The organism is Brucella sp. NBRC 12950 (assembly GCF_030268145.1).
Classification (GTDB): Bacteria; Pseudomonadota; Alphaproteobacteria; order Rhizobiales; family Rhizobiaceae; genus Brucella.
Genome location: NZ_BSQC01000011.1, coordinates 1 through 25074, shown reverse-complemented (window position 1 = coordinate 25074; position 25074 = coordinate 1). Strand labels below are relative to the sequence as shown.

Below are 25074 nucleotides of genomic sequence, written 5' to 3'. Positions count from 1 at the left end.
ATTTTTTACAAATTCCGATTACGACTGTTTACATAGCGTGGCTCCTTTTGGTGCATTCTTAGCCTTTTAATCTTGGATTATATAATGATTTCAGTTAATTCGCCGGGTAATTTTGTAGACCGAGCAGCGCAGTTGGTTGCTGCCGCAAAGCGCGCGGGCGCTGATCATGCTGACGCAGTTGTGATCCGGGCCCGATCTGTCAGCCTGTCTGTTCGCCTTGGCAAGGTTGAGGGAACCGAATCGTCGGAGAGCGATGACTTTTCGTTGCGTGTTTTTGTTGGTCGCCGCATTGCCAGTGTGTCTGCAAATGCCGGTAGCGATCCCGACCGCTTGGCTGAGCGTGCTGTCGCGATGGCGCGTGTTGCGCCGGAAGATCCGTATGAGCAACTGGCCGATTCTTCGTTGTTGGTCAGGCAGCTGCGCGACCTTGATCTTTTTGACACAACGCAAATCGATACCGCGCGTCTGACGGCTGACGCGCTTGCCACGGAGGAGGCGGCGCTTGCGGTCCCGGGTGTCACCAATTCCGGCGGAGCGAGCGCATCGAGTAGTATGGGCGGTCTTGTGTTGGTTACCTCTTCGGGCTTTTCAGCCGAATATGCGGCGACGCGCTTTGGCCGTTCGGTCTCCGCAATTGCCGGTGAAGGCACGAAGATGGAGCGAGACTATGATTTCAGTTCCCGTCTTCATTTTGGTGACCTTGATGATCCAGCCGTTATCGGTCGGCGCGCTGGTGAACGGGCTGTGCGACGGCTGGGCGCGCGACAGGCGAAAACTGGTTCCGTCAATGTGGTTTTCGACCCGCGCCTGGCACGCGGTATTGCCGCTCATCTTGCAGGTGCTATCAATGGTGCATCGGTCGCACGCAAGACCAGCTTTTTGCGTGATAGCCTTGGCAAGCAAGTTTTGAAACCGGGTATCAACGTTACCGATAATCCGTTGCGAGTTCGTGGTTCTTCATCGAGGCCATTTGATGGCGAAGGAATTGAAGGCCAACCGCTTACTATGGTGGAGAACGGCGTGCTGAACCATTGGCTTCTTTCTGGTTCAAGCGGCCGTGAGCTTGGTTTGATTGGCAATGGCCGTGGCGTTCGTTCTGGTTCAGGCGTAACACCAGCCTCAACGAATTTTGCAATTGAACCCGGAAGTGCCACGCCGCAGGAACTGATCGGGGATTTGGGCAGTGGGTTTTATGTGACCGAAGTTTTTGGACAAGGGGTCGACATGATCACTGGTCAATATAGCCGTGGCGCATCGGGCTTCTGGATAGAGAATGGCGAGTTGGCATATCCTGTCAGTGAAGTCACGATTGCATCTAATCTCAAGGATATGTTTCTTAATATGACGCCTGCATCCGATATTGATCGTAATTTCGGAATGACTGCGCCCACTTTGGTGATTGAAGGCATGACCCTTGCTGGAAATTGAGAAGAGAAGGGATATCCAGAACGAACTTGACCTCCTGCGTCATGCGGCACGCGAGGCTGGCCGCATCGCAATGCGTTATTTTGGACGATCGCCGGAGGTCTGGCTGAAAGACGGGCTATCGCCTGTGAGTGAAGCTGATCTTGCGGTTGATCGCTATCTAAAGGACGCGCTCCTCGACGCGCGACCGGACTATGGCTGGATTTCTGAAGAAACCGTTGATGAGCGTGTTGCTGCACAACGACGACGCGCTTTCGTGATCGATCCCATTGATGGCACACGCGCCTATATTGGCGGCAAAGCCCAATGGTGCGTCAGCCTGGCCATTGTGGAGGATGGAAAGCCGATAGCCGGTGTTTTGCAGTGTCCGGTGCTCAGCGAAGTCATTGAGGCGGGAAAAGGATTGGGTGCTTCACAAAATGGTTTGCCGATTCACACCCGCTTACCGGTAGGTGGAGAGAAGATTGCGCTGGCCTCAGCAAAAAGAATGGCCGAAACTCTGCCAGATGGTTGGCGTGATCGCGTGATTTTGCATCCTTATGTACCTTCTCTGGCGTATCGTATTGCGATGGTTGCGCGCGGTGATATTGCCGGCACCTTCATTCGGCCAAATTCGCATGATTGGGACTTGGCTGCTGCTGATCTCATCTTAAGTGAGTCGGGTGGGGCGCTTTTGACTGATAGTGCTGAGCCACTCATTTACGGCGGCGTGACATTGCAGCATGGTGCGCTGGTAGCTTCCAGCGGAAACCTTTTGCAGGAAATGTTGAGTGTTGTCGTGGACTGGCCATTGAGCTAATCATGCGGCGAACAGATTTGTTTCAAGGAATAATGTTATGAGTGCCGAAGGCGACAAAAAGCAACTTCTTCATCTGGTGTTTGGCGGTGAGCTGACCAAGCTCGGAACCGTTCAGTTCCGCGATCTCGATAATCTCGATGTCGTTGGGATTTATCCGGACTACGAATCTGCGAAGACAGCTTGGAAGTCCAAAGCACAGCAGACCGTTGACAATGCGCATATGCGTTATTTCATTGTGCATTTGCACCGCTTGCTAGACCCCGAAGGCGTAGATCTTAAGGCAGAATAGAGCCTTTGTCTGCGCTGCGCGAAGATCATATGGCCCAGGAAAAAGAACCAGTTGAGAAGACCAGTGTGCGTGTCCGGTCAGAAAGTGCTGGTAAGCGTTTGTGGCGTCGCGTTCGTGGCCCAATCGCGCGTTCTGCTTTCACCCGCTCAGCATTGGTGCACCTGATTTCAGGCTATATGAAATTCGTGAAGGCGACCAACCCTTTGATAAAGGGCTCTGCCGATCCCAGCGTCTTTCTGCTGGAAAATAGCCCTTCAATCGTTACCTTTTGGCATGGCCAGCACATTATGGCTGCTGCCGTTCGGCCGCGTAATCTTGAGGTCGTGGCCATGTTCTCCCGGAGTGCAGATGCTGAGCTGAATGCGCGGGTTGCAGAAAAGTTCGGATTTATAACTGTTCGAGGTTCCGGTGGTCGGGGTGAAGGTAACTCCGCGAAAAAGGGTGGTGCGCGCGCACTGCTCACGCTCAAAAATGCACTTAAAAAAGGGCAGTCGGTTTCGATGATCGCCGATATAGCTCATGGTACTGCGCGGGAAGCAGGCGACGGAATTATTTTGCTGGCCAAATTATCAGGTCGGCCGATTATGCCTTGCGCTTACGCGTTTTCTCGCAATCATGTGCTCCGCAAGACATGGGACAAGACGACAATTCCGTTGCCTTTCGGTCGTTCGACGATCGTGTATGGAGCGCCGGTGTGGGTGAATGCAAATGCCAATGAGGCAGAATTGGAAGATAAGCGCATGGAACTGACACGCCAGCTCAATGACGCGACGACCAAGGCTTATGCCGCATTGGAGGCATACAAATGAGTGCAGGTTGGGCACGAAGCATGTTGTCGGCCTATCGTATGCTCGGCTCTGCCGCCTATCCTTTCATCGGGCCTTATATTTCTTATCGTGCCGCTCGGGGCAAGGAGGAACGTGGGCGCCGGGGCGAGCGATATGGTAAGACTTCGATTGCAAGGCCACAGGGCCCTGTCATCTGGGCTCATGCAGCGAGTGTGGGTGAATCGGTCGCCATGGCGCCACTGATTGAAAGCATCGCGGCCACTGGGATCAAGGTCGTTATGACGACGGGGACGGTGACATCAGCCAAACTCGTGTCAGACCAGTTGGGACAGCAGGTCATTCATCAGTATGCCCCACTTGATCTGCAGCCAGCTGTCAACAACTTCCTCAATCACTGGAAGCCAGACCTTGCAATCGGATGTGAATCGGAAATCTGGCCCGCGACCGTCCTCTCTCTTGGCGCGCGTCATATACCGCAGGTCCTTGTCAATGGGCGCCTGTCGGATCGCTCCTTTGCAGCCTGGCAGAAGCGGCCAGAACTAGCTGAAGCACTGTTTGAAAAATTCGCCTATGTAATCGCTCAGTCTGAACTTGACGGGGATCGTTTCAGAGCCCTGGGCGCCCGTCCGGTAAGCGTCTCGGGTAACCTTAAGGTCGATACGGCTCCAGCCGCGGCTGATCCGGTGGCATTGGCGACTTTCCAGCGCCAGATCGGTGGGCGACGCAGCTGGGCGGCAATATCCACGCATGATGGTGAAGAAGAAATTGCCGCCGAAGTGCATCAGATGCTGAAAGTCCGCTACCCGCATCTGCTTACCATCATTGTTCCACGCCATCCGAACCGTGCTCCAGAGATTGAAGCAATGCTGAGTGCAAAAGGTTTGAAGGTTGCAGCACGCAGCAGGGGCGATGTGATCGATGCGCAGACTGATGTTTTGCTCGGTGATACGATTGGTGAAATGGGGTTGTATCTACAGTTAACGGAAATTGCGTTCATCGGCAATTCGCTGACCAAGGAAGGCGGGCATAATCCACTAGAGCCCGCCATGATGGGGGTAGCCGTACTCACCGGTAAAAACGTCCAGAATTTTCGCGAATCTTTCCAGCGCCTCATCAAAAATGGTGGTGCGCGCGTGGTGAAGGACCGCAACATGCTTGCGGGCGCGATAAACTTCCTTTTCAATAATCCGCAACATCTGCGCAACATGGTCAATGCTGGTGCTAATACTGTCGCAGATATGCGTGGCGCACTTAATCGGACCTTGAGTTCACTTGAACCGTTTATTCAGCCACTGGTGCTCCAGGCTCAATTGCCCGTCAACCGCGATGAAGCGCGGTTCATTCACGGCGGCATCTGAGTATGGTGAGCGAGGCACCTTCCTTTTGGTGGGATAGGCCCAACTGGCGTGCCTTTGCACTGGCGCCATTATCCTGGATTTACGGGACAGTTGCAGCTCGCACACTTCTTAAATCAGACCCACCCAAAATTCCTGCCCCTGTTCTTTGTATTGGCAATTTTACAGTCGGTGGAGCGGGAAAGACTCCGACTGCGATTGCCTTTGCCAAAGCCGCCAAGCAGCGGGGCCTTTCTCCGGGCATCGTTTCACGTGGCTATGGGGGCAGTTACAAGGGGCTGCATATCGTTGATCCGACCATCGATAGCGCCCGACACGTTGGAGACGAGCCGCTGCTGCTTGCAAGACACGCTCCGGTTGCGCTTTCCCCCGATCGGCTGAAATCGGCAATGGAATTGTATCAGCGTGGATGCGATTTCATCATTATGGACGACGGCTTCCAAAGTGCGCGCTTACATACGGACTTTTCACTTCTGGTTGTGGATTCAATGCGCGGAATTGGCAATGGCAAAGTGATCCCGGCCGGCCCACTACGCGCTCCTATGGTCGATCAGATGCGCAAGACGGACGCAGTTTTGCGAATCGGGAAAGGTACGCAAGCAGATTTCGTCATTCGACAGGCCTCCCGTGCGGGGCGTGCTGTTTATGAGGCGGAATTGCGGCCTTCATCATCGGCTAAGGTTGCAGGTAATCGGTGGCTGGCATTTGCGGGGATCGGAAATCCCTCCAAGTTTTTCGCCAGTGTGCAGCAGGCGGGTGGTGAGGTTGTGGAGGGAAGAATCTTCCCCGACCACTATAGCTACCTGCCGGAAGATTTGGCTAAGCTGATGGAGAGAGCCGACACGCTTGGCATTAATCTTATTACGACAGCCAAAGACCATGTTCGCCTTGTGACGATGAGCGACGTTCCAAATCGGCTCCTACAAATCTTGGCTGTGCTAGACGTCGAGCTGGCTTTTGAACGCAAAGATGCCGTCGACCACATTCTTGATATGGCCATTGATCGCTACAGGGCACGAACGCTTCAAAGCGCTACACAATAGGTGTGAGCGGATTTACTCGCCACATCAACGTTTCGACTGAGCGGCTATCCTCTTCAAAACAGGAGCTGCTCCAAGTCATTCAAGCCTTTTTTCGGCTGCGCAGTTCAGGGTGGAGTTCCAATTCACGCTCATAGGATATGAGGCCCGTTGCGTAAGCTTCTTGGCGCGCAACGCTCCAATATTTCAGTTCATCGAGTGGAATCTGCGCATTTGTAACGGCGCACACGACGTAGGAGCCATGCTTGACGATTTCAAAATCGCCATCGAGATAGCGCAGGACTGCTTGTGACGAGCGAGGGGTTTCAAATTTGTTCATTCTCTAATTCCTTGATGCCAGAAAATTCTAGCGCCTTCCAAACAATCGTTCAATATCGGTGAGTTTAAGCTCGATATAGGTGGGGCGGCCGTGATTGCATGTGCCGGAGCCTGGTGTTGCTTCCATTTCGCGCAGAAGTGCATTCATCTCTTCGGGCTTCAAGCGACGTCCTGAGCGCACAGAACCATGGCAAGCCATTGTAGCGGCGACGTGGTTGAGCATCGCTTCGAGCCCATCAGTCGTATCATGTTCAGCAACTTCATCGGCCAGATCGCGAATAAGCTGCTGCACATTCGTTTCCCCCAGCATAGCTGGCGTCTCCCGGACGGCGATCGCGCCAGGGCCGAATTGCTCAATCAGGAGACCGAACCGTGACAAGGTTTGAGAATTTGCCGCGAGCCGCTCGGCATCTTCATCTGGCAGGTCAACGATCTCGGGAATCAGCAGCATTTGTCCTGCTATCGGACGTGTGTGCAATGCGTTCTTCAAAGCCTCATAGACGAGCCGTTCATGAGCGGCGTGCTGATCCACAATCACCAGACTGTCCTGGGTCTGTGAGACGATGTAATTTTCGTGAATTTGTGCCCGCGCTGCTCCCAAAGGTTTTTGCAGCAACTCGACCGAAGCTGGTGCGATTGCTGCGCGCGCATCCGCATCCGGCATTGTTATGCTGGCGATGGTTGCTTGTACCTCTTTGGGAGAGGCAAACGGGCCGTCAAACTCGAGGGGTTTATGTGCTGGATGAGCGGTCTGGGGCGACCACTCGGTTCGCCGAGTAGAGGTTGCTGAGGGTCGCCATGATGCAGCCGCGTAATTGTTGGTTGCAGGGCGCGGCTGTAATCCTTCAGCACGAAAGGCCTGCAACATAGCATCTGTGCCGCTGGTTGCAGGGCGTATGCCGGATTGCGAAAGCGCCTGCTTGATTGCGCCGACGATAAGGCCACGCACCAAACCTGGATCCCGGAAACGTACGTCCGCCTTGGCGGGATGCACGTTGACGTCGACCAGTGCTGGGTCAAGCGTAAGAAAGAGGACTGCGACGGGATGGCGGTCACGAGCAATGACGTCGGAATAAGCACCGCGCAGCGCACCAAAAATCTGCTTATCGCGTACGGGGCGGCCGTTCACATAGGCAAATTGATGCAATGCGTTGCCGCGATTGAAGGATGGGATGCCGGCAAATCCGGCCAGCTTGATACCGTCGCGTTCAGCATCAATATGCAGTGCATTTTCAGAAAACTCTTTGCCAAGAATCTGCCCGATCCGATCAAGCGTTGCTTGGATGCCAGTGCCAGTTGCTGGAAGTTCAAGCGGCGTACGGTCGGTTCCTGCCAGTGAAAATCGGACGTGCGGAAACGCGATCGCGATGCGCTTGACCACATCGGTTATCGCTGTGGCTTCTGCACGATCCGTTTTCATGAATTTGAGGCGGGCAGGGGTCGCGTAAAACAGGTCGCGCACTTCCGCAATAGTACCGCGATTGAGTGCGGACGGGCGAGGGCCTTCCAGATAGCCACCGCTCACAGCGACTTCGAAACCCGATTCTGCGTCTTGCGGGCGAGACTTCAGCACGAGTTTTGAAACCGAGCCAATCGATGGCAGCGCTTCGCCACGAAAGCCCAGTGCACGGATATCGTGCACATCATCGGTCAGCTTCGAAGTGCAATGGCGAGAAACTGCAAGTGGCAGTTCATTAGGTGGAATACCAGAGCCGTTATCCGTGACGCGCAAAAGCGTTTTGCCACCGCCGGCCGTTACCACCTCGATACGGGTGGCGCCCGCATCTATGGCGTTTTCGACAAGCTCTTTGATTACGCTGGCAGGGCGTTCAATCACCTCGCCAGCGGCAATCTGGTTGATAATGGTTTCGCTTAAGTGCTGGATCGTCATCGGACGACTATAGCGGATTCGCGTGATCGAAAAACTGCCATTCGTCGATCATCCGGATCACAATTCGCCGAGCCATTTGGGGTTAGGTGCGGCCGTAGACGTCTTCAAAGCGAACAATGTCATCTTCTCCGAGATATTCGCCACTTTGCACTTCAATAAGCACCAGTGGCAAAATGCCCGGATTCTCGAGGCGGTGTTTAAAACCGCAGGGGATGTAGGTGGATTGATTATTGGTCAGAAGAATCTCGCGCTCACCGTTGACAACCTTAGCGGTTCCAGAAACCACGATCCAGTGTTCGGAACGATGGTGATGGGCCTGCAGGCTCAGTCGGCGACCTGGCTTAACTTCGATCCTTTTGATCTTAAAACCAGCGCCTTCCTCCAGAACCGTATAGGTACCCCATGGACGGTGTGCCGTGCGATGCAGTTTGGCCGCTTCATGGCCCTGCGCACGCAATTTATTGAAGACCTTTCGAACATCCTGTGCCTTGTCGCGATGGGCGACCAGCAGCGCATCAGGTGTGTCCACAACAAGCAAATCGTGGACGCCAACGAGGCTGACGAGGCGTGTTTCGGAAAGCACGAAGCTATCTGTTGTATCTTCTAGAACCGTTTCGCCGCGCAAACGATTGCCTTCAGCGTCAGGCGTAATCAGGTCCGCCATTGCAGCCCATGATCCAATATCGGACCAACCGCAGGATACAGGAACACAGGAAATATTGTCCGCTTTTTCCATCACTGCATAGTCGATGGAGATGGCAGGTGTTGCAGAAAACTGGTCTTTCGGAATTTCCAGCGTTCTGGTTTCTCCGTTAACGCCTCGGCGGGAGTTCTCAAGGGCAGATCTTGCACCTGCAATGACGTCTGGTGCATGGCGCTGCATTGCCTCGATCATTGTTTCGGCCTTAAAGCAGAACATTCCCGAGTTCCAGAAATAGCGGCCGCTTTCGACATATGACTGTGCAGTAACAGCATCAGGCTTTTCGACAAAACGCTGCACATCGCTGCCTTCGACTTCTATATAGCCGAAACCTGTTTCAGGGTGATTTGGTACGATTCCGAAAGTCACGATTCGACCTGCATCGGCAAGTTGGCGCGCTTCAATGACGGCTTGTGCAAACGCAGCTTCATCTTCGATCAAATGGTCTGCAGGCATGATTAGCAAAGTAGCATCTGGGCCATAGGTCGATGCGGCCTGAAGTGTGGCGAGTGCGACTGCTGGCGCAGTGTCGCGACCCAGCGGTTCAAGTAGAAACGTATTTTCGATCTTGCGCGCGCCAGCACCAGAATAGGCATCGAGTGTCAAGAAAAGAAAATCGCGATTGGTGACAGTGAGGATCTGATCGGCATCTTCGAGATGAGATGCACGCGCATAGGTTTTGCCGATCAATGTACCTCCGTTTGGCAGTTCGATGAACGGCTTCGGATGTGCGTCGCGCGAAAGTGGCCATAGTCTGGAGCCTGAGCCACCGCTAATTATAACCGGAATAAAGCTCATTTGCTGTTAGCATCCTTTGTTGCGTTACGGGCTATATCAAGTCCCAAGGTCAATAGTTTTGCGGCTTGTTGTTCGTCGGAAGCTTCGACATAACAACGAAGTTCCGGAGCGTTTCCTGACGCACGGTAATGAACCGCATTGCCTGATGCGAAAAATAGCTTCACGCCGTCGATCGTTTCAAGCCGGACAACATTCTCGCCTGCTGGGAACAGCATAGCCCGTGCATCTTCCTGTGTGATAACAGAAAGAAAGGCGGCACTTTTTTCTTGCGGAACGTCCTGCAAGCGGTCACTCAAAGTAATACGGAAGCCATAGCTTTTAGCGATTTTGGAAAGAGGCTGCTGCGTTTCTTTGATTGTACAAAGACAAGCCAGAATAGGCAAAAGCGCGTCGCGTGTCGCAAGGCTAGACAGCCTATGGCCTGATCTTTCAAGGGGGCTTCCTAAAAGCACGCCACCATTGGCTTCAAAGCCGATTACAATATTGGCCTTTTCACGCTGCGCCTGTTCCATCCCTGCAATGACATAGGGGGAACCGACGCGGGTGCGCAAGACACGGGCGAAGCTTGCGCATTCCTCCAGTGCTGAATTCGACGTAACAGGCGTGACAATTGTATCAGCTGCCGCCCATGTAGCTGTAATCGCGCCCACAAGGTCTCCGCGCACGAAGTCGCCATGTTCGTCAGCAATCAATGGGCGATCCGCATCTCCGTCGGTAGATACTATAGCGTCGTAACGATCGTTGTCTGCCCAGTCTGCAAGGGCCTGAATGTCTTCAGGACGCAGCGCTTCGGTATCGACAGGCACAAAGACATCCGACCGGCCGAGAGCCACTGCATCGGCACCCAGCGCGCTGAGAACTTTCATCAGAAGATCACGTGCGACGGATGAATGCTGATAGACGCCGACCCTCAATCCCGAAAGGCTGTTTGATCCCAAAAGCTCGGTATAGCGCTTTTCGTAAGCACCTATCGCATCCGTGCCTGACTGCGGATTTGTTTCTTTGCGTGGTGCCATACCGGCAGGTAGCTTTTCGTAGGCCTCACTGATCGCGGATTCGTCATTCTTATCAATCTCGCCATCGCGACGATAGAATTTAAGGCCGTTGCGATCATCGGGGATATGGCTGCCCGTTATCATGATGCAGGGTGCGTTCTGCGAAATCGCGAAATAGCTGAGCGCTGGAGTGGGAAGCACGCCGCAATCGACGGGCTCGAAACCAGCATCTTCGATCGCGCCCATTGCAAGGGCCGCAATGTCTGGGCTGGACGGTCGCAAATCCTGGCCGACGAAAACCTTGTCGCCTGAAAGGAGGCTGCCCTTAGCTGCCAACATTTTAACGAACGCCATCGAATAGGAATAGGCAGGCAATCCGTTGAGCTCGGTTGCTAAGCCTCGAAGGCCGCTCGTGCCGAATTTGAGGGAAGTGCCTGTCATGCCGTGCGTGATCCTGGTTGATGATGAAATCGATCTACTGCCACTTTTCCTATCGCGTATATTGTAGACCGTTTCAATTGCTGCGTTTTGACGTGGTTATTGTAAGCTTTCAGCCTGGAGGATTGCTCTGGTTGCGGCGGTTGGCTCCTTTATTCGTTCCAATGAAGCGTCACTCTTAAACATAGTCCCGGTGAGCCGGCAGATTAAGGTCTGGTAAGCTTTCAGCCTGCACCACTGCACGGGCAACGGCTTGTGCCATCACAGTGGCGGCAATCGCGCCAATAGCGGTTACATCAGCTTCAACACCAGTTGCCTTACCTGTCGAGAGCGCAAAGATTGTATCGCCATCCCACATTGTGTGGATGGGGTTAATCGTTCGCGCAAACCCGTCATGCGCCATACCGGCAATTTTCTTTAGTTCTGCCTTACTGAACGGAACATTGGTCGCAATCGCTCCAATCGTGGTATTGGCGCCCCCTGACTTGACCACATTGCGGCCGCGCATTATCGAATCCATGATATTGCGGAATCCCTTACCGTCTTCATTGCGCGCGCCCGCCAGAATTTGCTGCGAACAAGGCGCATAAACATCGCCGACGGCATTAACTGCGACGATTGCTCCAACCACCACTTCGGTACCAGGCACTTTGTAGCTCGCTGTGCCGAGGCCGCCCTTCATGGCATACTCCATCCCGAACATTTTGCCGACGGTGGCACCAGCTCCAGCACCGATATTGCCTTCGCCTGAAGCTTCGGTTTTCGCGGCCTTGCATGCAAGGTAGCCCGCTTCTTCATCTGGGCGGATAGAGAAATCGCCGACCCCGAGATCCATCAGGATCGCTGCCGGTACAATTGGCACAACACCTTTGCCGATCTTGAAACCAAGATTGTTCTCTTCCAGATAGCGCATCACTCCAGTTGCGGCACTCAAGCCATAGGCGCTACCGCCGGATAGAAGGACTGCCTGTACTTGTTGAACGTAATTGATTGGGTCAAGCAGATCGGTTTCGCGGGTTCCGGGCGCTGATCCACGCACGTCGACGCCAGCGGTTGCGCCCTCTTCAAAAAGTAGAACTGTGCAGCCTGTCGGGCGTTTTGTCAGCGTGTGATGGCCGAGCTTCAATCCAGGCACATCACTTATGCTTCCGCCAATAAGTTTAAGCATGTTGTGGTCTCCACTAGCTGCCGCTGTTGCTTTTACGCTTATCAATGGCATTGTCCCAAGGCCGGCAAGTGTCTTTGCAAATGTGCGTCTGTCCATTTATTTTCCTCCCCAAAGCACGTTCAATCTGTCGAGCTTTTTTCTTTTGTCCGACGCTGGCGAAGCACGTCTGCCACATAATTGCGTGACAATGCGTGATATAGCGGTTCGTTTGAGATCAGTCGTGCGGTACCATAGCCGAGCATGGAGGCGCACATAAGCGGGATGACATTATTATGGTTACCTGTCATTTCCATAATGATGACAAACGCAGTCATCGGGGCTTGAACGACACCGGCGAAATAGCCCGCCATCCCTAAAACTGCTGCAAGGCCAGTACTCGTTCCAAGCGCAAGCCCGATCGTGCTCCCGAGCCCGGCGCCAACTGAGAGGGAAGGTGCAAAAATGCCACCAGGAATACCAGAAGCCATAGAAAGTAATCCGGCAAGAAATTTTTCGAGAAAATAGAATGAGGGGAGTGGCAGGCCTTCAACAGCACTGCGCGCCTGATCATAGCCGGTTCCAAAGGTTGTCCCCCCTGATGCGATGCCTATAACAGCAACGATTAGTCCGCAGCCACCAGCAAAGAGAATACTTCTAAGCAGCGGTGCTTTTTGCATCAATCGTCGTGTCCGCTTTGCAATATTCAAAGCCAGAGCGCTGAATATTGCTCCCATCGCTCCCCCGATAACGCCACAGGCAATCACCAATATCCAGTCGCTGTATGTGGAAACGGAGATCGTTGTCAATCCGAAGTAATTATAGTTTCCGACGATGCCGAGCGATGCGAGACCCGCGAGGATCACAGCGGAAAGGACCAGACCATTCGTACGCGCAGCGTAGGAACGCCCCATTTCTTCGATCGCAAAGACGATGCCAGCAAGTGGCGTATTGAAAGCAGCAGCGATACCTGCGGCCGAGCCTGCCAGAATAAGGCCACGCGCTTGTTCCATGCCACCAAAACGAGCAGACTGTAACATGATCGAGGCGCCGATCTGTACGGTGGGGCCTTCACGGCCAATAGACGCTCCGCAGAAGAGACCGGCTATCGTCAATAGGATCTTGCCGAATGCTACCTTTACAGAAAGCAACAACGAACGATCATCGGGATCGGTCAGGTGGCGTGCGGCTATTGCTTGGGGAATGCCGCTGCCGCCCGAACCAGGAAAGAAACGCAATGCGATCCACGAACAGAGCATGAAGCCGATTGGTGTGATTGCAAGCGGTAGCAAGCTTCGCCAACCATTTTGATTGTTGCCGGTTAATGTTTGGAACCAACCCTGAGCGATGTCTGCTGCATGCGCAAAGCCAACACTGATCAGTCCTATTGCGATCGCGCCGCACCAAAACACCAGTCGTGGCTTCCACAAGCGTGGCGACAACCACATGGCTCGTGACCGGCGGATGAGCGGAACGCGTGTATAAGACTTACGCATAATGCATCTTTCAGGCTAATCTTTAAAAAACAGGAGGATTTATCACGGAAATCGTTATCAGTAACTGAAACTTGTCCGTAAAAGACTTTCCAATCAGTCATAAGCATGTTACCAGCCGGTGCCAATTCAACAAGTAATGAAGCTCAGTCGCAGCTCTCGGATTCTTATTCCGAAGAGGCGGCTTTTCTCATTCAGTAAAACCGGTAAAGGAATTGGCAATGGCTAAAATCGTGGAATCTTCCACCGGCGCGCTCGCTCTCACCTTCGATGATGTGCTTTTGCAGCCGGGCCATTCCGAGGTAATGCCAGGCCAGGTTGACCTGCGCACGCGCATTGCTGCAGACATCGAGCTTACTCTGCCACTCCTATCGGCTGCTATGGACACGGTCACAGAGTCGCGCCTCGCTATTGCAATGGCGCAGGCCGGCGGCATTGGCGTTATTCACCGTAATCTTACCCCTGAACGTCAGGCTGAAGAAGTTCGGCAGGTGAAGAAATTTGAATCCGGCATGGTCGTCAACCCGGTGACAATCGGACCAGATGCTTCGTTGGCAGACGCCCAGGCGCTGATGAAAGCGCATGGAATTTCCGGTATTCCGGTCGTCGAGAACGGAGCCAAGGGCCCCGGTCGTCTCGTTGGTATTCTGACCAACCGCGATGTGCGTTTTGCCTCTGATCCGGCACAGAAGATTTATGAATTGATGACGCGTGAGAACCTCATTACGGTTCGCGAAAACGTCAATCAGGACGAAGCGAAGCGGCTGCTGCACGCCCATCGCATTGAAAAGCTGCTCGTCGTTGACGACAAGGGTCGTTGTGTTGGTCTCGTGACTGTCAAGGATATCGAAAAGTCGCAACTCAACCCAAACGCTGCAAAGGATGCGCAGGGTCGTCTGCGTGCTGCTGCTGCAACGAGCGTTGGTGAAGATGGTTATGAACGCGCTGAGCGCCTGATTGATGCCGGGGTTGATCTGCTCGTGGTAGATACTGCCCATGGTCATTCGCAGCGAGTTCTAGATGCAGTTGCACGCATCAAAAAAGCTTACCCAAATGTTGCTATTCTTGCTGGTAACGTCGCCACCGCTAACGGCACGCAGGCGTTGATCGATGCTGGTGCGGATGCGGTGAAGGTCGGTATCGGACCGGGATCGATCTGCACGACGCGTATTGTTGCAGGCGTTGGCGTGCCGCAGCTCTCGGCAATTATGTCGGCTGTTGAGGCAGCACATAAGCACAACATCCCGGTAATTGCGGATGGCGGTATCAAGTTCTCGGGCGACTTCGCCAAGGCACTAGCTGCCGGCGCGGTTGCCGCAATGGCAGGTTCGTTGCTGGCGGGTACGGAAGAAAGCCCGGGTGAAGTTTATCTGCATCAGGGTCGTTCGTTCAAATCCTACCGTGGCATGGGCTCGGTTGGTGCGATGGCGCGCGGCTCGGCAGACCGTTACTTCCAGGCTGAAGTGCGCGATGAACTGAAGCTTGTCCCAGAAGGGATCGAAGGTCAGGTCGCTTACAAGGGACCGATTTCTGCTGTTCTGCACCAGCTTGCGGGTGGTTTGCGTGCTTCCATGGGGTATGTCGGCGCCAAGACGCTGGAGGAGTTCCGCGAAAAGGCGACCTTTGTGCGTATTTCCAATGCTGGTCTGCGCGAAAGCCATTCGCATGGCGTGGCCATCACCCGCGAAAGCCCGAACTATCCTGGCGGCATGTAAGCTGTTCGCTGCTAAGCAGAAAAAAAGCGGCCTGCATGGCCGCTTTTTTGTTATGCGAGGGTGACGAGTTCCGCATCATCAATGAGCAGATGGCCCGCACTCTCGAAAATACAATCAGCGAGGGCCTGAAAATCCTTACGACGTTTGCTTTGTCTGCGCCAGAAGAGGGCGATCTCGCGCTTTGGCTGGTCACCCTCGAATGGAACAATCCGCATTTGGTTGTTGCGTGCCTCAGCACGTACCGCAATCTCAGGAATCAGCGTCAAACCCATCCCATGGCTGACCATCTGCAAAAGTGTGGTCATGCTGGTCGCTCCATATTTCACCAGTTGGCGCTGTGGTGGGAGGGAGCAGACTGCCAGCGCCTGATCTCGCATGCAATGGCCTTCTTCAAGCAATAACAGCCGATCCAGCGCAACGTTATCCTGTGTCATAGGTGAGGAGAGGATCGTCTGGTCATTGCTGGAGGTGGCGATCAGGAACCGATCATCAAAAAGTTTCTGATGGGTAAGACGATCATCAACGAGTGGACGTGCTGCTACAATGGCGTCAATCTCACCTGCATGGAGCTCATCGAGAAGCTTGGCTGTTACGCTTTCGCGCAATTGCAGTCGAAATGACGGGTGACGCTCTCGCAATAGCGGGATGAGATGTGGCACTAGGTACGGTGCTACAGTCGGTATGATCCCCAACCGCAACTGCGTTTGCAGCAGCCCTTTACTCTGCGCTGAAATTTCCTCAAGCGCATTTAACTCTCTCAATATGGTGCGAATGCCTGGAAGCAACTCGCGGCCGAGCTCCGTCATAATGACTTTACGTTGTGAGCGCTCAAATAGGGACGCGCCTGATACGGCTTCCATTTCGGCAATCTGTGCCGAGAGGGCAGGTTGCGAAATATGTGCTAGCTCAGCCGCTTTCCTAAAATGCAGGGTGCTTGCAAGCGCATCAAAGTAGCGCATTTGTCTGATCGTGAACATGATAGGAAAATCCTATCAATAATAACAAAAAAAGCAATTGGAGATTATTATTGGAACGGGTCTAAACTGCCTTTGTTACCCAGCCAGGGCGTGATGCAGCGGGGCTGCCCATGCCAAAAGCTAGGCTGATTGCTGGATCAACCAATTTATTTTTCAGGAGGGAAATTCCCATGGCAGACCGTCCGATTATGACTACAAGCGCTGGTGCGCCTATTCCGGATAACCAGAATTCCCTTACCGCCGGTGAGCGCGGCCCAGTCTTGCTGCAGGACTATCAGCTGATCGAAAAACTGACGCATCAGAACCGTGAACGCATCCCAGAGCGTGTTGTGCATGCCAAGGGCTGGGGTGCCTTCGGCACTCTGACGATTACCGGCGATATTTCGAAATACACTAAAGCCAAGGCGCTGCAGCCTGGTGCGAAAACACAGATGCTGGCGCGTTTCTCCACAGTTGCCGGTGAGCAGGGTGCTGCTGACGCTGAGCGTGATGTACGCGGCTTTGCCCTGAAATTTTATACCGAAGAGGGCAACTGGGATCTGGTTGGCAACAACACGCCGGTCTTCTTTGTGCGCGATCCGCTGAAGTTTCCCGATTTCATCCACACGCAGAAGCGTCATCCGAAGACCAACCTGCGTTCGGCAACTGCCATGTGGGATTTCTGGTCACTTTCTCCAGAAAGTCTGCATCAGGTAACGATTCTGATGTCCGATCGTGGTTTGCCAACCGATGTGCGTCACATCAACGGTTATGGCTCCCATACGTATTCCTTCTGGAATGAAGCGGGAGAACGCTATTGGGTAAAGTTCCACTTTAAGACCCTGCAAGGCCACAAACATTGGACCAATGAAGAAGCTGAGCATGTAATTGGTCGCACCCGCGAATCCACACAGGAAGATCTGTTCACTGCGATTGATAAGGGAGAATTCCCGAAGTGGAAGGTTCAGGTGCAGATCATGCCGGAGTTGGATGCCGATAAGACGCCTTACAATCCGTTCGATCTGACCAAGGTTTGGCCACATGCTGACTATCCGCCGATTGATATTGGCGTGATGGAACTTAACCGCAATGCGGAAAATTACTTCACCGAGATTGAGAACGCTGCATTTTCGCCGTCAAACATTGTGCCAGGGATCAGTTATTCGCCGGACAAGATGCTGCAAGGGCGATTGTTTTCCTATGCGGATGCACATCGGCATCGCCTTGGCACCCATTATGAGAACCTGCCGGTGAACCAGCCTAAATGCCCTGTCCATCACTACCACCGCGATGGCCAGATGAACACTTTTGGCGGAATTGCAACTGGTAATCCAGATGCTTACTACGAGCCGAACTCATTCAACGGTCCTGTTGAGCAGCCGTCAGCCAAGGAGCCACCGTTACGCATCAGCGGCGATGCAGATCGCTATAATCATCGTATCGGCAATGATGATTATTCGCAGCCGCGTGCACTGTTTAATCTTTTCGATGACGGTCAGAAGCTTCGTCTTTTCTCAAACATTGCGGCTGCTATGACCGGCGTTCCCGGTTTCATCGTTGAACGACAGTTGGGCCACTTTAAGCTTATCCATCCCGATTATGAAGCGGGTGTGCGGGCCGCGCTCAAAAAGGCGCATGGCTATGAAGCCAATACGATTGCACTTGAAGAAGAATCGACCGCTGCTGCTGAGTAAGCGCTAAAGCACGAGATTGAAAAAGCCGGGGCTGTTGTTCCGGCTTTTTGCTTTTGCGCTGAGTTAAAACGCAGCGCATTTTATTTGCCGATTGCCTTTTCCCATCAAGGAAGGCTATGCGGACTTAACAAACATGAAGGAGCACCAATGCGACTTGGCGGACGCCTTCAGGCGGCAATCGAAGTTTTGAACGATATTGAAGCGGGCAATCGTCCGGCTTCCGATGCACTGAAGGACTGGGGTGCATCACACCGCTTTGCCGGTGCAGGTGATCGAGCGGTCATCGGCAATATCGTTTATGATACATTGCGCCGGAAACTTTCCATCGCCTGGCGTATGGATGCAGACGATACGCGTGCTTTGGCCTTTGGTGCGCTGGTCTCCGAAGGCGGCATGGATTTTGCCGCTATTGATGCAGTGATCGAAGGTGACAAATTTGCGCCAGCAGTGCTCGAAGGGCCGCGCCGCGAAGCTTGGGAAATCAGAGATATTGCGGATGCGCCCGCCTATATCCGAGCAGATGTTCCTGAATGGTGCGTGCCTTCGTTTGAAGAATTGTTTGGTGAACGTTGGGTGGAAGAAGCCGCGGCGCTTTCCACGCGCCCCCCTGTCGATCTACGTGTCAATCTGCTGAAGTCCAAACCAGAAGCCGTTATTGATGCACTGGAAAAAGCAGGTGTTGCCAAGGCTCCATTGATTGATCAGGCGTTGCGCATTCCGCCCATCGAAGCACTTGGACGCCATCCCAATGTGCAGAAAGATCAGTCTTTTCTTGATGGTTGGTTTGAAGTGCAGGATCTGGGCTCGCAGCTTGCGGCATTGTATGCGGGTGCAAAGCCCGGAGACCAGGTGCTGGACTACTGCGCTGGCGCAGGCGGCAAAACGCTTGCGCTTGCCGCAGCGATGCAAAACAGGGGACAGGTCCATGCTTATGATGCTGAGCGTGCACGCCTTTCTCCGATGAATGACCGCTTACAGCGCGCGGGCGTCCGCAATACGCAAATACACGGCAATCTCGATGCACTGGCGCCGCTGATCGAGCGGATGGACCTCGTGCTGACAGACGCGCCCTGTACCGGTTCCGGTACATGGCGACGCAGACCAGACGCAAAATGGCGTCTCAACGGTCATCAGCTCGAATCCCGCGTGCAGGATCAGCACGAAGTGCTGGAAGCAGCAAAGCACTATGTAAAGCCGGGTGGAAGACTGGTTTACGTCACTTGTTCACTGTTTGCTGAAGAGAATACCAGACAGGTAGAACGCTTCCTTGCTGAGAATAGCAATTTCGAAGAAGCAGCGCCTCGTGAACTCTGGAGAAACGTTGTACCGGATGCCGGTGACATTTCTCCTGCTTTCCCAGCCCGAGGCAGTGTATTTTCCCCATTGTCAACGGATACAGATGGGTTTTATGTGAGTGTTCTAAACAAGAGAGGCTGATTTCAGAGAGCTTTATGCCAGCGCACAGAATTGCGGAGCCTGATTTTAAAGAGCGCGTCGAAGAAAGTTTTGATCGACAGGCAGCAATGAAGTTAATCGGTGCCGAGCTTACCCGCTGTGAGCCAGGTATTGTGGAAGTCGAGATGCCGTTTCGAGAAGAGCTGACACAGCAGCACGGTATTCTCCATGCGGGTATCATTTCTGCAGCACTGGATTCGGCCTGTGGATATGCGGCGCTAAGCCTTATGCCTTCTGAGGCTGCGGTGCTTACTATAGAGTTTAAGGTCAATCTGCTCGCCCCCGGCAGAGGTGATCGGTTCTTATTCCGAGGCGAGGTTACGAAGCCCGGACGAACGATCATGGTCAGTGATGGACAGGCTTTCGCTGTCACGGACACGGAAGTGCGCCTGATCGCGACGATGACAGGAACGATGATGGTTGTTCAAGATCGTAAGGGGCTACAGGGATGATCAGAACGATTGCAGGTAAACGTCTTCTGTATGTGATGGCTACAGAGGCCGAGTATGGTCCGTATTTAAGTTCACTCTTCCTACCATTGATGATTGGTGTTGGCCCGGTTGAAGCTTCAATCAATCTAACGCGCTTTTTGGCCGTGCTTGAACAGCAGGGAGAATTACCTGATCTCGTCATTTCTATTGGTTCTGCGGGGTCGGCGAAGCTTGAACAAACCGGAGTGTACCAGGTTTCATCGGTCTCTTATCGCGATATGGATGCATCGCCGCTGGGATTTGAAAAAGGATGCACTCCCTTTCTTGATCTCCCAAATGAGATCGAGCTGCCCGTTCGGATGCCGAACCTGCCGCACGCCACGCTCTCCACAGGTGCAAATATCGTGACCGGGGCAGCTTATGCCGACGTAGCAGCCGACATGGTCGATATGGAAACGTTTGCCTGCCAGCGCGTCTGTCAAACCTTTGGGGTTGGACTAATTGGGTTGCGCGGTATCTCAGACGGGGTGCGCGAACTGCGCCATGTGGGCGATTGGGAAGAATATCTGCATGTGATCGACGAGAAGCTCGCAAGCGTTGTAGAGGAACTCGAAGCCACGATTTTCGATGGTTCGTTAAAACTTCCTGACAAGGATATGTCAGTATAGCCAAGTTTCTTAGTTGGATTGTTGAAACGTGGCACTTCTTCCATTGCATTTTTGCTGCTTTTTATCTAGATGCTCGGCATGAGCACCACGGCACATCCTGACACTATCTTAATCGTTGACTTTGGCAGCCAGGTCACGCAGCTAATTGCACGCCGCGTACGCGAGGCCGGAGTCTATTCCGAAATCGTTCCGTTCCAGTCTGCGGAAGATGCTTATAAACGCATCAATCCGAAGGCTGTGATCCTGTCGGGTAGTCCCCACTCGACGACGGACATTGGCAGCCCTCGCGCGCCGCAAGCTGTTTTTGAGGCAGGCATTCCTGTCTTGGGAATTTGCTACGGTGAGCAGACCATGTGTGCCCAGCTGGGTGGCAAGGTCGAAAGTGGCCATGATCGTGAATTTGGTCGCGCATTTCTCGAAGTTCAGGAAGACAGCGCGTTGTTCGCTGGTATTTGGGCAAAAGGCACACGCCATCAGGTATGGATGAGCCACGGCGATCGCGTCACAGCCCTTCCTGAAGGTTTCAAAGTTATTGGCACCTCGCCTAATGCGCCATTTGCTGCCATTTCCGATGAGAAGCGTAAGTACTTTGCAGTTCAGTTTCATCCGGAAGTCGTGCACACCCCTGATGGCGCGAAGCTGATTCAGAATTTTGTACATAAAATTGTTGGTATCAAGCCGGACTGGACTATGTCTGCGTATCGCGAACAGGCCGTTGATGCCATTCGTAAGCAGGTTGGTAAGGGCAAAGTGATCTGTGCTTTGTCCGGCGGAGTCGACTCCTCGGTTGCAGCCCTTTTGATTCACGAGGCAGTTGGCGATCAGCTTACCTGTATTCTCGTCGACCATGGCTTGATGCGCAAGAACGAGGCTGCCGATGTGGTGGCCATGTTCAAGGAACACTATAATCTCCCGCTTATTCTTGTGGATGCGCAGGACCGCTTCATCAATGCTCTGGAAGGCGAGAGCGATCCGGAAAAGAAGCGAAAGACAATTGGTCGTCTGTTCATCGAAGTTTTCGAAGAAGAAGCGAACAAGCTTGGCGGCGCGGATTTCCTTGCGCAGGGTACGCTCTATCCAGATGTTATTGAAAGCGTTTCGTTCACTGGCGGCCCGTCGGTAACGATCAAATCGCACCACAATGTTGGTGGATTGCCAGAACGCATGAATATGCAGCTTGTGGAGCCGCTGCGTGAGCTCTTCAAAGATGAAGTGCGCGTGCTGGGTAAGGAACTCGGTCTTCCCGACAGTTTTATTGGGCGTCATCCGTTCCCTGGACCGGGCCTTGCGATCCGTTGCCCGGGCGGTATCACGCGCGAAAAGCTTGAAATCCTTCGTGAGGCCGATGCCATTTACCTCGACGAGATCCGAAAGGCTGGTCTTTACGATGCTATCTGGCAGGCATTTGCTGTTCTACTGCCGGTGCAGACTGTTGGCGTCATGGGCGACGGCCGCACCTACGAATTCGTCTGCGCTCTGCGTGCGGTGACTTCGGTCGATGGCATGACAGCTGACTTCTATCACTACGATATGAACTTCCTTGGTAATGCAGCCACCCGCATTATCAACGAAGTACGCGGCATCAACCGCGTGGTATATGATGTGACCTCCAAACCTCCGGGTACAATCGAGTGGGAATAAGTTGGCGTCTGGTAAAGACCGACACCAAGGAGCGTGATATAGAAGCTAAGCCCGCGTAATTGCGGGCTTTTCTGTTTTTTGGTGCGGCATTGTCTGGCACTGTTTAGCACGACCAAGGAGAAATTACTCATGGAATGGAGAAGGGCATTCCGCAGCTTGATGCCATGTCTCTGGCTCAATGCCATCGCGGCCATATCTTCCGCCTCATGGTATTTTGAGGCAGAAAGATGCTTCGAGGTGCCGACCCATACCAAGCTGCATAATCTGACGCCGCAATCCAAGTTTCACAAAGTGAACGACTGCGACGGGTTAAATTTGGCGGTAACGTCAGCGGGGTCGATCTCCTTTTGCTACAACTCTTCTGTCAACGGATTACAGGAGTCGGTCGCCTTCGCAGGAGGAGGTTTCCCTTTATGATCCTCATTTTTCAGAGTAAGTCGGCGCATCGTGGACCACCATGGCAATAAGTCATATATGACTTTCTATAATAATTAATGCATCAAATATGGTGATTTGACATGGGCTCTCCCAAGTCAAAACCAGCACTTGAGCGGCTGGTCCAGGATCTCGCAATGCGCGCCTGCGGCGTGGTATCGCCCTGGCGGATCTTGCCGTTTGCTCCGGCCCCCAGCCGAGTTCCATCGCCCGCCTCGAACGGGGATATCCCAGCGTCCCCATGGGCACACTAGCCGACGTGCTCATTGTATTGGACGTGATGGAGTGGCTGGCCGACCTGATTGACATCCGAAAGGACGACCTCGGACTGGCGCTAACAGCCGAGCATGGGCCATGCCGAGCTCGCTCCTCCGCGGCCTGGCGTCTCTGCAGACGCGGCCCCGACAGTTGGGAGCGCAAACTTCTCGAATACTTGTGTTGCAACGGCCACCCGATCTATTCGATCACGAAGACCCTTGCCGATATCTTCCGATACCCCAAACTAGTGGACCGATCGGCCGCTGTAGAAGGCCTGCGCGCTGCTCTCCAGCAACGCAATGCAACTCCATGCGCAATCGCTCAGGCCGCGAAGGCCGGCGGCGCCTGGAAGCTCATGCAACCTTATATTGGGGCGCTCACCTTTACTGGCTGAAGCACCTACGAATAATGCTAAGTCTGTGCGGGATTGGCTTTTCAAGATCGCCGACGCATGATCCAATATTCGCCCATGTGTGCGTCTCTCGCAGAAAATGCGGAGGCACGTCGATGTTTTGAGCTCGTAAATGAACTTATTGATTTATCTCGGGTTCAACGAGTCTTTTTAGCTTATCGAGAGAGTCCTGCCAGCCAAGATAGCAAGCCTCAGGCGGGATGATGTCCGGAACGCCTTCCTGGGTAATATTGATCTCAGTGCCTACAGATACAGATTTCAGCTCGATCGTCACCTTCATTTCACCGGGCAGGTTCGAATCATCGAACTTGTCCGTATAGACGATCCGTTCTCTGGGTATGAGTTCGATATATGTTCCGCCGAATGAGTGCTGCTCGCCGGTGGTAAAATTTCGAAAAGACATTTTATGCCCGCCGCCGACCTTCGCGTTCATTTCATGAACGGTGCAAAGAAAGCCGTAAGGGGGAATCCAGCTTGCAATAGCATCGGCTTCCACGAATGCACGATAGACCTTCTCCGTATTGGTTGCGATAACGCGGTGCAGGCGAATAATACTAGGCATAGTTTCCTCCCATTGCCTCTTGTGAACGTACCATCAGGCCGTTTTCGGATTGAGTAATAATTGCAAATATCGGCAAAGGTGGTCGATGTTATCGACGGCGTCTGCCGGATTGCCGCTCGCCTTAGCAAGAATGAATGCACCTTGGATGACACCCTGAGTATGCAGGGCCAAACTCTTTGCGGTGAAGTCGAAGCTCTTTCCGGATTGAGACATCGCGACTTCTATATCTACGGTCAACGTGTCTGCATGGCCAGAAATGCTGTCCCAGCACGCTTTTTGGATCGACGGATTTGTTCCGTAGATTTCCTGCGTCATGGTTCCTACAAGACAGGTGAACTCGGGCAGCTTGCCCTGAATCAGCTCGCTACGCAAAGCAACATAACCTAAAACCCGCGCCAATGGATTGGTATATCTGTGATAGGGTGCTGCCGCAAAAAAGCCCCCCGTCTTCTCCGACCAATACTCTGCTGCAGCGATCGCCAGATCTTCTTTGCTGGAAAAATGGTGGAAGAATGCACCTTTCGACAGTCCCGCTGCCGAGCAGATGTCGTCAACTGACGAAGCTGTATAGCCTTTTGTGCGAATGACGCGCAGTGCTGCTTCTAAAATATTCGATTTCGTTGCAGGGTTCTGCTTTTTCGCCAAGAGTCCTCTCCTTCAGAATACCATACCAACTAGTTGGTATATTATCAAGGTCGGATGTTTGGATTGACTCTTGGAATGACATTGAGACGGCAATCATCCCGTTCTAGCTGAGCGGCACCGCAGTGATCCGTAGATCGTCATTGAGGAAAGAAGGTGATGCGCGCTCTTTAGAGCCCTCTGCCAGAATCATGCTGGTTTGGCTGCTTAATGTTTGGTAAAGTTGCCTGGATTTGTCTGTGGAAAGAAACTTTGTATTTTTTTATGAATGAACGTTGACAGATTTGTTGAGTGGGGTCTATATGGCGCTCACCGAGGGCGGCGAGCGTCGCAAGCGACAGAATGCTTCGTCCTTGGAGTTAAGTTAAGCGATTAAGATTTAGGTTTTGATTGTTTGGTTTGGCGGCGTTGAGTGGGCGCGAGTTTGCTTGATGTATTGAGGAAGGAACGGTTGATAAGGCTGTGAATTTCTTGAAAAAAATGGGTTGACACGGTTTGCACTGTGGATTAGATACCCGGCACCGCTAAGACGGAGCGAGACGAGATTGAGAGTTTGGGCCGAAAGGTTCTGATGATTGAGATTGGGTCGCGGAGTTAAGCGGGTGAGTTTTCGACGGTTTTGCGACTGTCTGTTCTTTGACAATTTTATACAGAAGAAAGAGAAACGTGGGCGGCATTGTCTGCTGATGGTTCGGGTAACCGGATTATCGAACAGAACTTTGGCGGACACGT

At 53.2% G+C, this 25074-nt stretch carries 23 protein-coding genes; 13 read left to right on the top strand and 10 right to left on the bottom strand.

Annotated features, from left to right (window positions below):
• The first annotated feature begins 84 nt into the window (after positions 1-84).
• From QSJ70_RS18135 to lpxK, 6 genes are read left to right on the top strand one after another with little or no spacing between them, the layout of a single operon-like run.
• Positions 85-1428, top strand: a complete 1344-nt coding sequence (locus tag QSJ70_RS18135; RefSeq protein ID WP_285538485.1) for a TldD/PmbA family protein — start codon at positions 85-87, stop codon at positions 1426-1428.
• Positions 1415-2224: a 3'(2'),5'-bisphosphate nucleotidase CysQ gene (locus tag QSJ70_RS18130; protein WP_285538483.1), complete on the top strand. Its 810-nt coding sequence runs from the start codon at positions 1415-1417 to the stop codon at positions 2222-2224. Before QSJ70_RS18135 ends, QSJ70_RS18130 begins: the two co-directional genes overlap by 14 nt.
• A gap of 37 nt (positions 2225-2261) precedes the next feature.
• Complete coding sequence (locus QSJ70_RS18125) at positions 2262-2513, top strand: DUF4170 domain-containing protein (RefSeq protein WP_007878087.1); 252 nt, start codon at positions 2262-2264, stop codon at positions 2511-2513.
• 29 nt (positions 2514-2542) lie between these two features.
• Positions 2543-3322 carry a lysophospholipid acyltransferase family protein gene (locus QSJ70_RS18120; RefSeq protein WP_215777427.1) on the top strand — a complete coding sequence of 260 codons (780 nt, stop codon included), beginning with the start codon at positions 2543-2545 and terminating at the stop codon, positions 3320-3322.
• Complete coding sequence (gene waaA / locus QSJ70_RS18115) at positions 3319-4659, top strand: lipid IV(A) 3-deoxy-D-manno-octulosonic acid transferase (RefSeq protein ID WP_215777425.1); 1341 nt, start codon at positions 3319-3321, stop codon at positions 4657-4659. The genes QSJ70_RS18120 and waaA overlap by 4 nt, the downstream gene beginning before the upstream one ends.
• A gap of 2 nt (positions 4660-4661) precedes the next feature.
• The gene (gene lpxK / locus QSJ70_RS18110; RefSeq protein WP_285538477.1) at positions 4662-5699 is read left to right on the top strand and encodes a tetraacyldisaccharide 4'-kinase; all 1038 of its coding nucleotides are present in this window, start codon (positions 4662-4664) and stop codon (positions 5697-5699) included.
• 79 nt (positions 5700-5778) lie between these two features.
• Here lpxK and QSJ70_RS18105 read toward each other — a convergent pair whose 3' ends face one another.
• The 6 genes from QSJ70_RS18105 to QSJ70_RS18080 form a co-directional block, all read right to left on the bottom strand.
• Positions 5779-6015, bottom strand: coding sequence for a DUF2093 domain-containing protein (locus QSJ70_RS18105; protein ID WP_215777421.1), 237 nt, complete (start codon positions 6013-6015; stop codon positions 5779-5781).
• Between the two features lie 27 nt (positions 6016-6042).
• Complete coding sequence (gene mutL / locus QSJ70_RS18100) at positions 6043-7905, bottom strand: DNA mismatch repair endonuclease MutL (protein WP_285538474.1); 1863 nt, start codon at positions 7903-7905, stop codon at positions 6043-6045.
• Between the two features lie 82 nt (positions 7906-7987).
• Positions 7988-9403, bottom strand: a complete 1416-nt coding sequence (locus QSJ70_RS18095; RefSeq protein ID WP_285538471.1) for a mannose-1-phosphate guanylyltransferase/mannose-6-phosphate isomerase — start codon at positions 9401-9403, stop codon at positions 7988-7990.
• On the bottom strand, positions 9400-10839 hold the full coding sequence (locus tag QSJ70_RS18090; protein ID WP_285538469.1) for a phosphomannomutase: 1440 nt from the start codon (positions 10837-10839) through the stop codon (positions 9400-9402). The genes QSJ70_RS18095 and QSJ70_RS18090 overlap by 4 nt, the downstream gene beginning before the upstream one ends.
• A 175-nt stretch (positions 10840-11014) precedes the next feature.
• Positions 11015-12100, bottom strand: a complete 1086-nt coding sequence (locus QSJ70_RS18085; protein WP_285538467.1) for a P1 family peptidase — start codon at positions 12098-12100, stop codon at positions 11015-11017.
• Positions 12101-12123: 23 nt separating this feature from the next.
• A complete protein-coding gene (locus QSJ70_RS18080; protein WP_285538466.1) occupies positions 12124-13476 on the bottom strand; it encodes a chloride channel protein in 1353 nt (450 codons plus the stop codon).
• Between the two features lie 218 nt (positions 13477-13694).
• On the opposite strand from QSJ70_RS18080, the gene guaB reads away from it, so the two are divergent.
• Positions 13695-15188: an IMP dehydrogenase gene (gene guaB / locus QSJ70_RS18075; RefSeq protein WP_215777411.1), complete on the top strand. Its 1494-nt coding sequence runs from the start codon at positions 13695-13697 to the stop codon at positions 15186-15188.
• Positions 15189-15238: 50 nt separating this feature from the next.
• Here the strand turns inward: guaB and QSJ70_RS18070 are convergent, their stop codons facing one another.
• Positions 15239-16165, bottom strand: coding sequence for a hydrogen peroxide-inducible genes activator (locus QSJ70_RS18070; RefSeq protein WP_285538463.1), 927 nt, complete (start codon positions 16163-16165; stop codon positions 15239-15241).
• 170 nt (positions 16166-16335) lie between these two features.
• On the opposite strand from QSJ70_RS18070, the gene katA reads away from it, so the two are divergent.
• From katA to QSJ70_RS18040, 6 genes are all read left to right on the top strand, one after another.
• Positions 16336-17838, top strand: a complete 1503-nt coding sequence (gene katA / locus QSJ70_RS18065; RefSeq protein WP_285538461.1) for a catalase KatA — start codon at positions 16336-16338, stop codon at positions 17836-17838.
• Positions 17839-17985: 147 nt separating this feature from the next.
• Positions 17986-19275 carry an RsmB/NOP family class I SAM-dependent RNA methyltransferase gene (locus tag QSJ70_RS18060; protein ID WP_285538459.1) on the top strand — a complete coding sequence of 430 codons (1290 nt, stop codon included), beginning with the start codon at positions 17986-17988 and terminating at the stop codon, positions 19273-19275.
• A 14-nt stretch (positions 19276-19289) separates the two neighbouring features.
• Complete coding sequence (locus QSJ70_RS18055) at positions 19290-19745, top strand: PaaI family thioesterase (RefSeq protein ID WP_215777403.1); 456 nt, start codon at positions 19290-19292, stop codon at positions 19743-19745.
• Positions 19742-20392 (top strand): 5'-methylthioadenosine/S-adenosylhomocysteine nucleosidase, encoded by a 651-nt coding sequence (locus QSJ70_RS18050; RefSeq protein WP_285538455.1) that lies wholly within the window; start codon positions 19742-19744, stop codon positions 20390-20392. The genes QSJ70_RS18055 and QSJ70_RS18050 overlap by 4 nt, the downstream gene beginning before the upstream one ends.
• 78 nt (positions 20393-20470) lie before the next feature.
• Positions 20471-22033: a glutamine-hydrolyzing GMP synthase gene (guaA, locus tag QSJ70_RS18045; RefSeq protein WP_215777400.1), complete on the top strand. Its 1563-nt coding sequence runs from the start codon at positions 20471-20473 to the stop codon at positions 22031-22033.
• A 676-nt stretch (positions 22034-22709) separates the two neighbouring features.
• On the top strand, positions 22710-23120 hold the full coding sequence (locus tag QSJ70_RS18040) for a hypothetical protein (RefSeq protein WP_285538452.1): 411 nt from the start codon (positions 22710-22712) through the stop codon (positions 23118-23120).
• A 136-nt stretch (positions 23121-23256) separates the two neighbouring features.
• Here QSJ70_RS18040 and QSJ70_RS18035 read toward each other — a convergent pair whose 3' ends face one another.
• From QSJ70_RS18035 to QSJ70_RS18025, 3 genes are all read right to left on the bottom strand, one after another.
• Positions 23257-23700, bottom strand: a complete 444-nt coding sequence (locus QSJ70_RS18035; RefSeq protein WP_285538450.1) for an SRPBCC family protein — start codon at positions 23698-23700, stop codon at positions 23257-23259.
• Between the two features lie 33 nt (positions 23701-23733).
• Positions 23734-24345, bottom strand: a complete 612-nt coding sequence (locus QSJ70_RS18030; protein ID WP_285538448.1) for a TetR/AcrR family transcriptional regulator — start codon at positions 24343-24345, stop codon at positions 23734-23736.
• A gap of 376 nt (positions 24346-24721) precedes the next feature.
• Positions 24722-25074, bottom strand: a 353-nt coding sequence (locus QSJ70_RS18025; RefSeq protein WP_285538446.1) for a hypothetical protein, incomplete at its 5' end; no start/stop codon positions are given.

Coding starts and splice junctions, on each gene's coding strand:
- QSJ70_RS18120 (WP_215777427.1), top strand. CDS start 2,543: ATGGCCCAGGAAAAAGAACCAGTTGAGAAGACCAGTGTGCGTGTCCGG.
- QSJ70_RS18055 (WP_215777403.1), top strand. CDS start 19,290: ATGCCAGCGCACAGAATTGCGGAGCCTGATTTTAAAGAGCGCGTCGAA.
- katA (WP_285538461.1), top strand. CDS start 16,336: ATGGCAGACCGTCCGATTATGACTACAAGCGCTGGTGCGCCTATTCCG.
- QSJ70_RS18135 (WP_285538485.1), top strand. CDS start 85: ATGATTTCAGTTAATTCGCCGGGTAATTTTGTAGACCGAGCAGCGCAG.
- QSJ70_RS18035 (WP_285538450.1), bottom strand. CDS start 23,700: ATGCCTAGTATTATTCGCCTGCACCGCGTTATCGCAACCAATACGGAG.
- QSJ70_RS18125 (WP_007878087.1), top strand. CDS start 2,262: ATGAGTGCCGAAGGCGACAAAAAGCAACTTCTTCATCTGGTGTTTGGC.
- QSJ70_RS18090 (WP_285538469.1), bottom strand. CDS start 10,839: ATGACAGGCACTTCCCTCAAATTCGGCACGAGCGGCCTTCGAGGCTTA.
- QSJ70_RS18060 (WP_285538459.1), top strand. CDS start 17,986: ATGCGACTTGGCGGACGCCTTCAGGCGGCAATCGAAGTTTTGAACGAT.
- QSJ70_RS18105 (WP_215777421.1), bottom strand. CDS start 6,015: ATGAACAAATTTGAAACCCCTCGCTCGTCACAAGCAGTCCTGCGCTAT.
- QSJ70_RS18050 (WP_285538455.1), top strand. CDS start 19,742: ATGATCAGAACGATTGCAGGTAAACGTCTTCTGTATGTGATGGCTACA.
- mutL (WP_285538474.1), bottom strand. CDS start 7,905: ATGACGATCCAGCACTTAAGCGAAACCATTATCAACCAGATTGCCGCT.
- QSJ70_RS18080 (WP_285538466.1), bottom strand. CDS start 13,476: ATGCGTAAGTCTTATACACGCGTTCCGCTCATCCGCCGGTCACGAGCC.
- QSJ70_RS18085 (WP_285538467.1), bottom strand. CDS start 12,100: ATGGACAGACGCACATTTGCAAAGACACTTGCCGGCCTTGGGACAATG.
- lpxK (WP_285538477.1), top strand. CDS start 4,662: ATGGTGAGCGAGGCACCTTCCTTTTGGTGGGATAGGCCCAACTGGCGT.
- guaB (WP_215777411.1), top strand. CDS start 13,695: ATGGCTAAAATCGTGGAATCTTCCACCGGCGCGCTCGCTCTCACCTTC.
- QSJ70_RS18040 (WP_285538452.1), top strand. CDS start 22,710: ATGGGCACACTAGCCGACGTGCTCATTGTATTGGACGTGATGGAGTGG.
- QSJ70_RS18070 (WP_285538463.1), bottom strand. CDS start 16,165: ATGTTCACGATCAGACAAATGCGCTACTTTGATGCGCTTGCAAGCACC.
- guaA (WP_215777400.1), top strand. CDS start 20,471: ATGAGCACCACGGCACATCCTGACACTATCTTAATCGTTGACTTTGGC.
- QSJ70_RS18095 (WP_285538471.1), bottom strand. CDS start 9,403: ATGAGCTTTATTCCGGTTATAATTAGCGGTGGCTCAGGCTCCAGACTA.
- waaA (WP_215777425.1), top strand. CDS start 3,319: ATGAGTGCAGGTTGGGCACGAAGCATGTTGTCGGCCTATCGTATGCTC.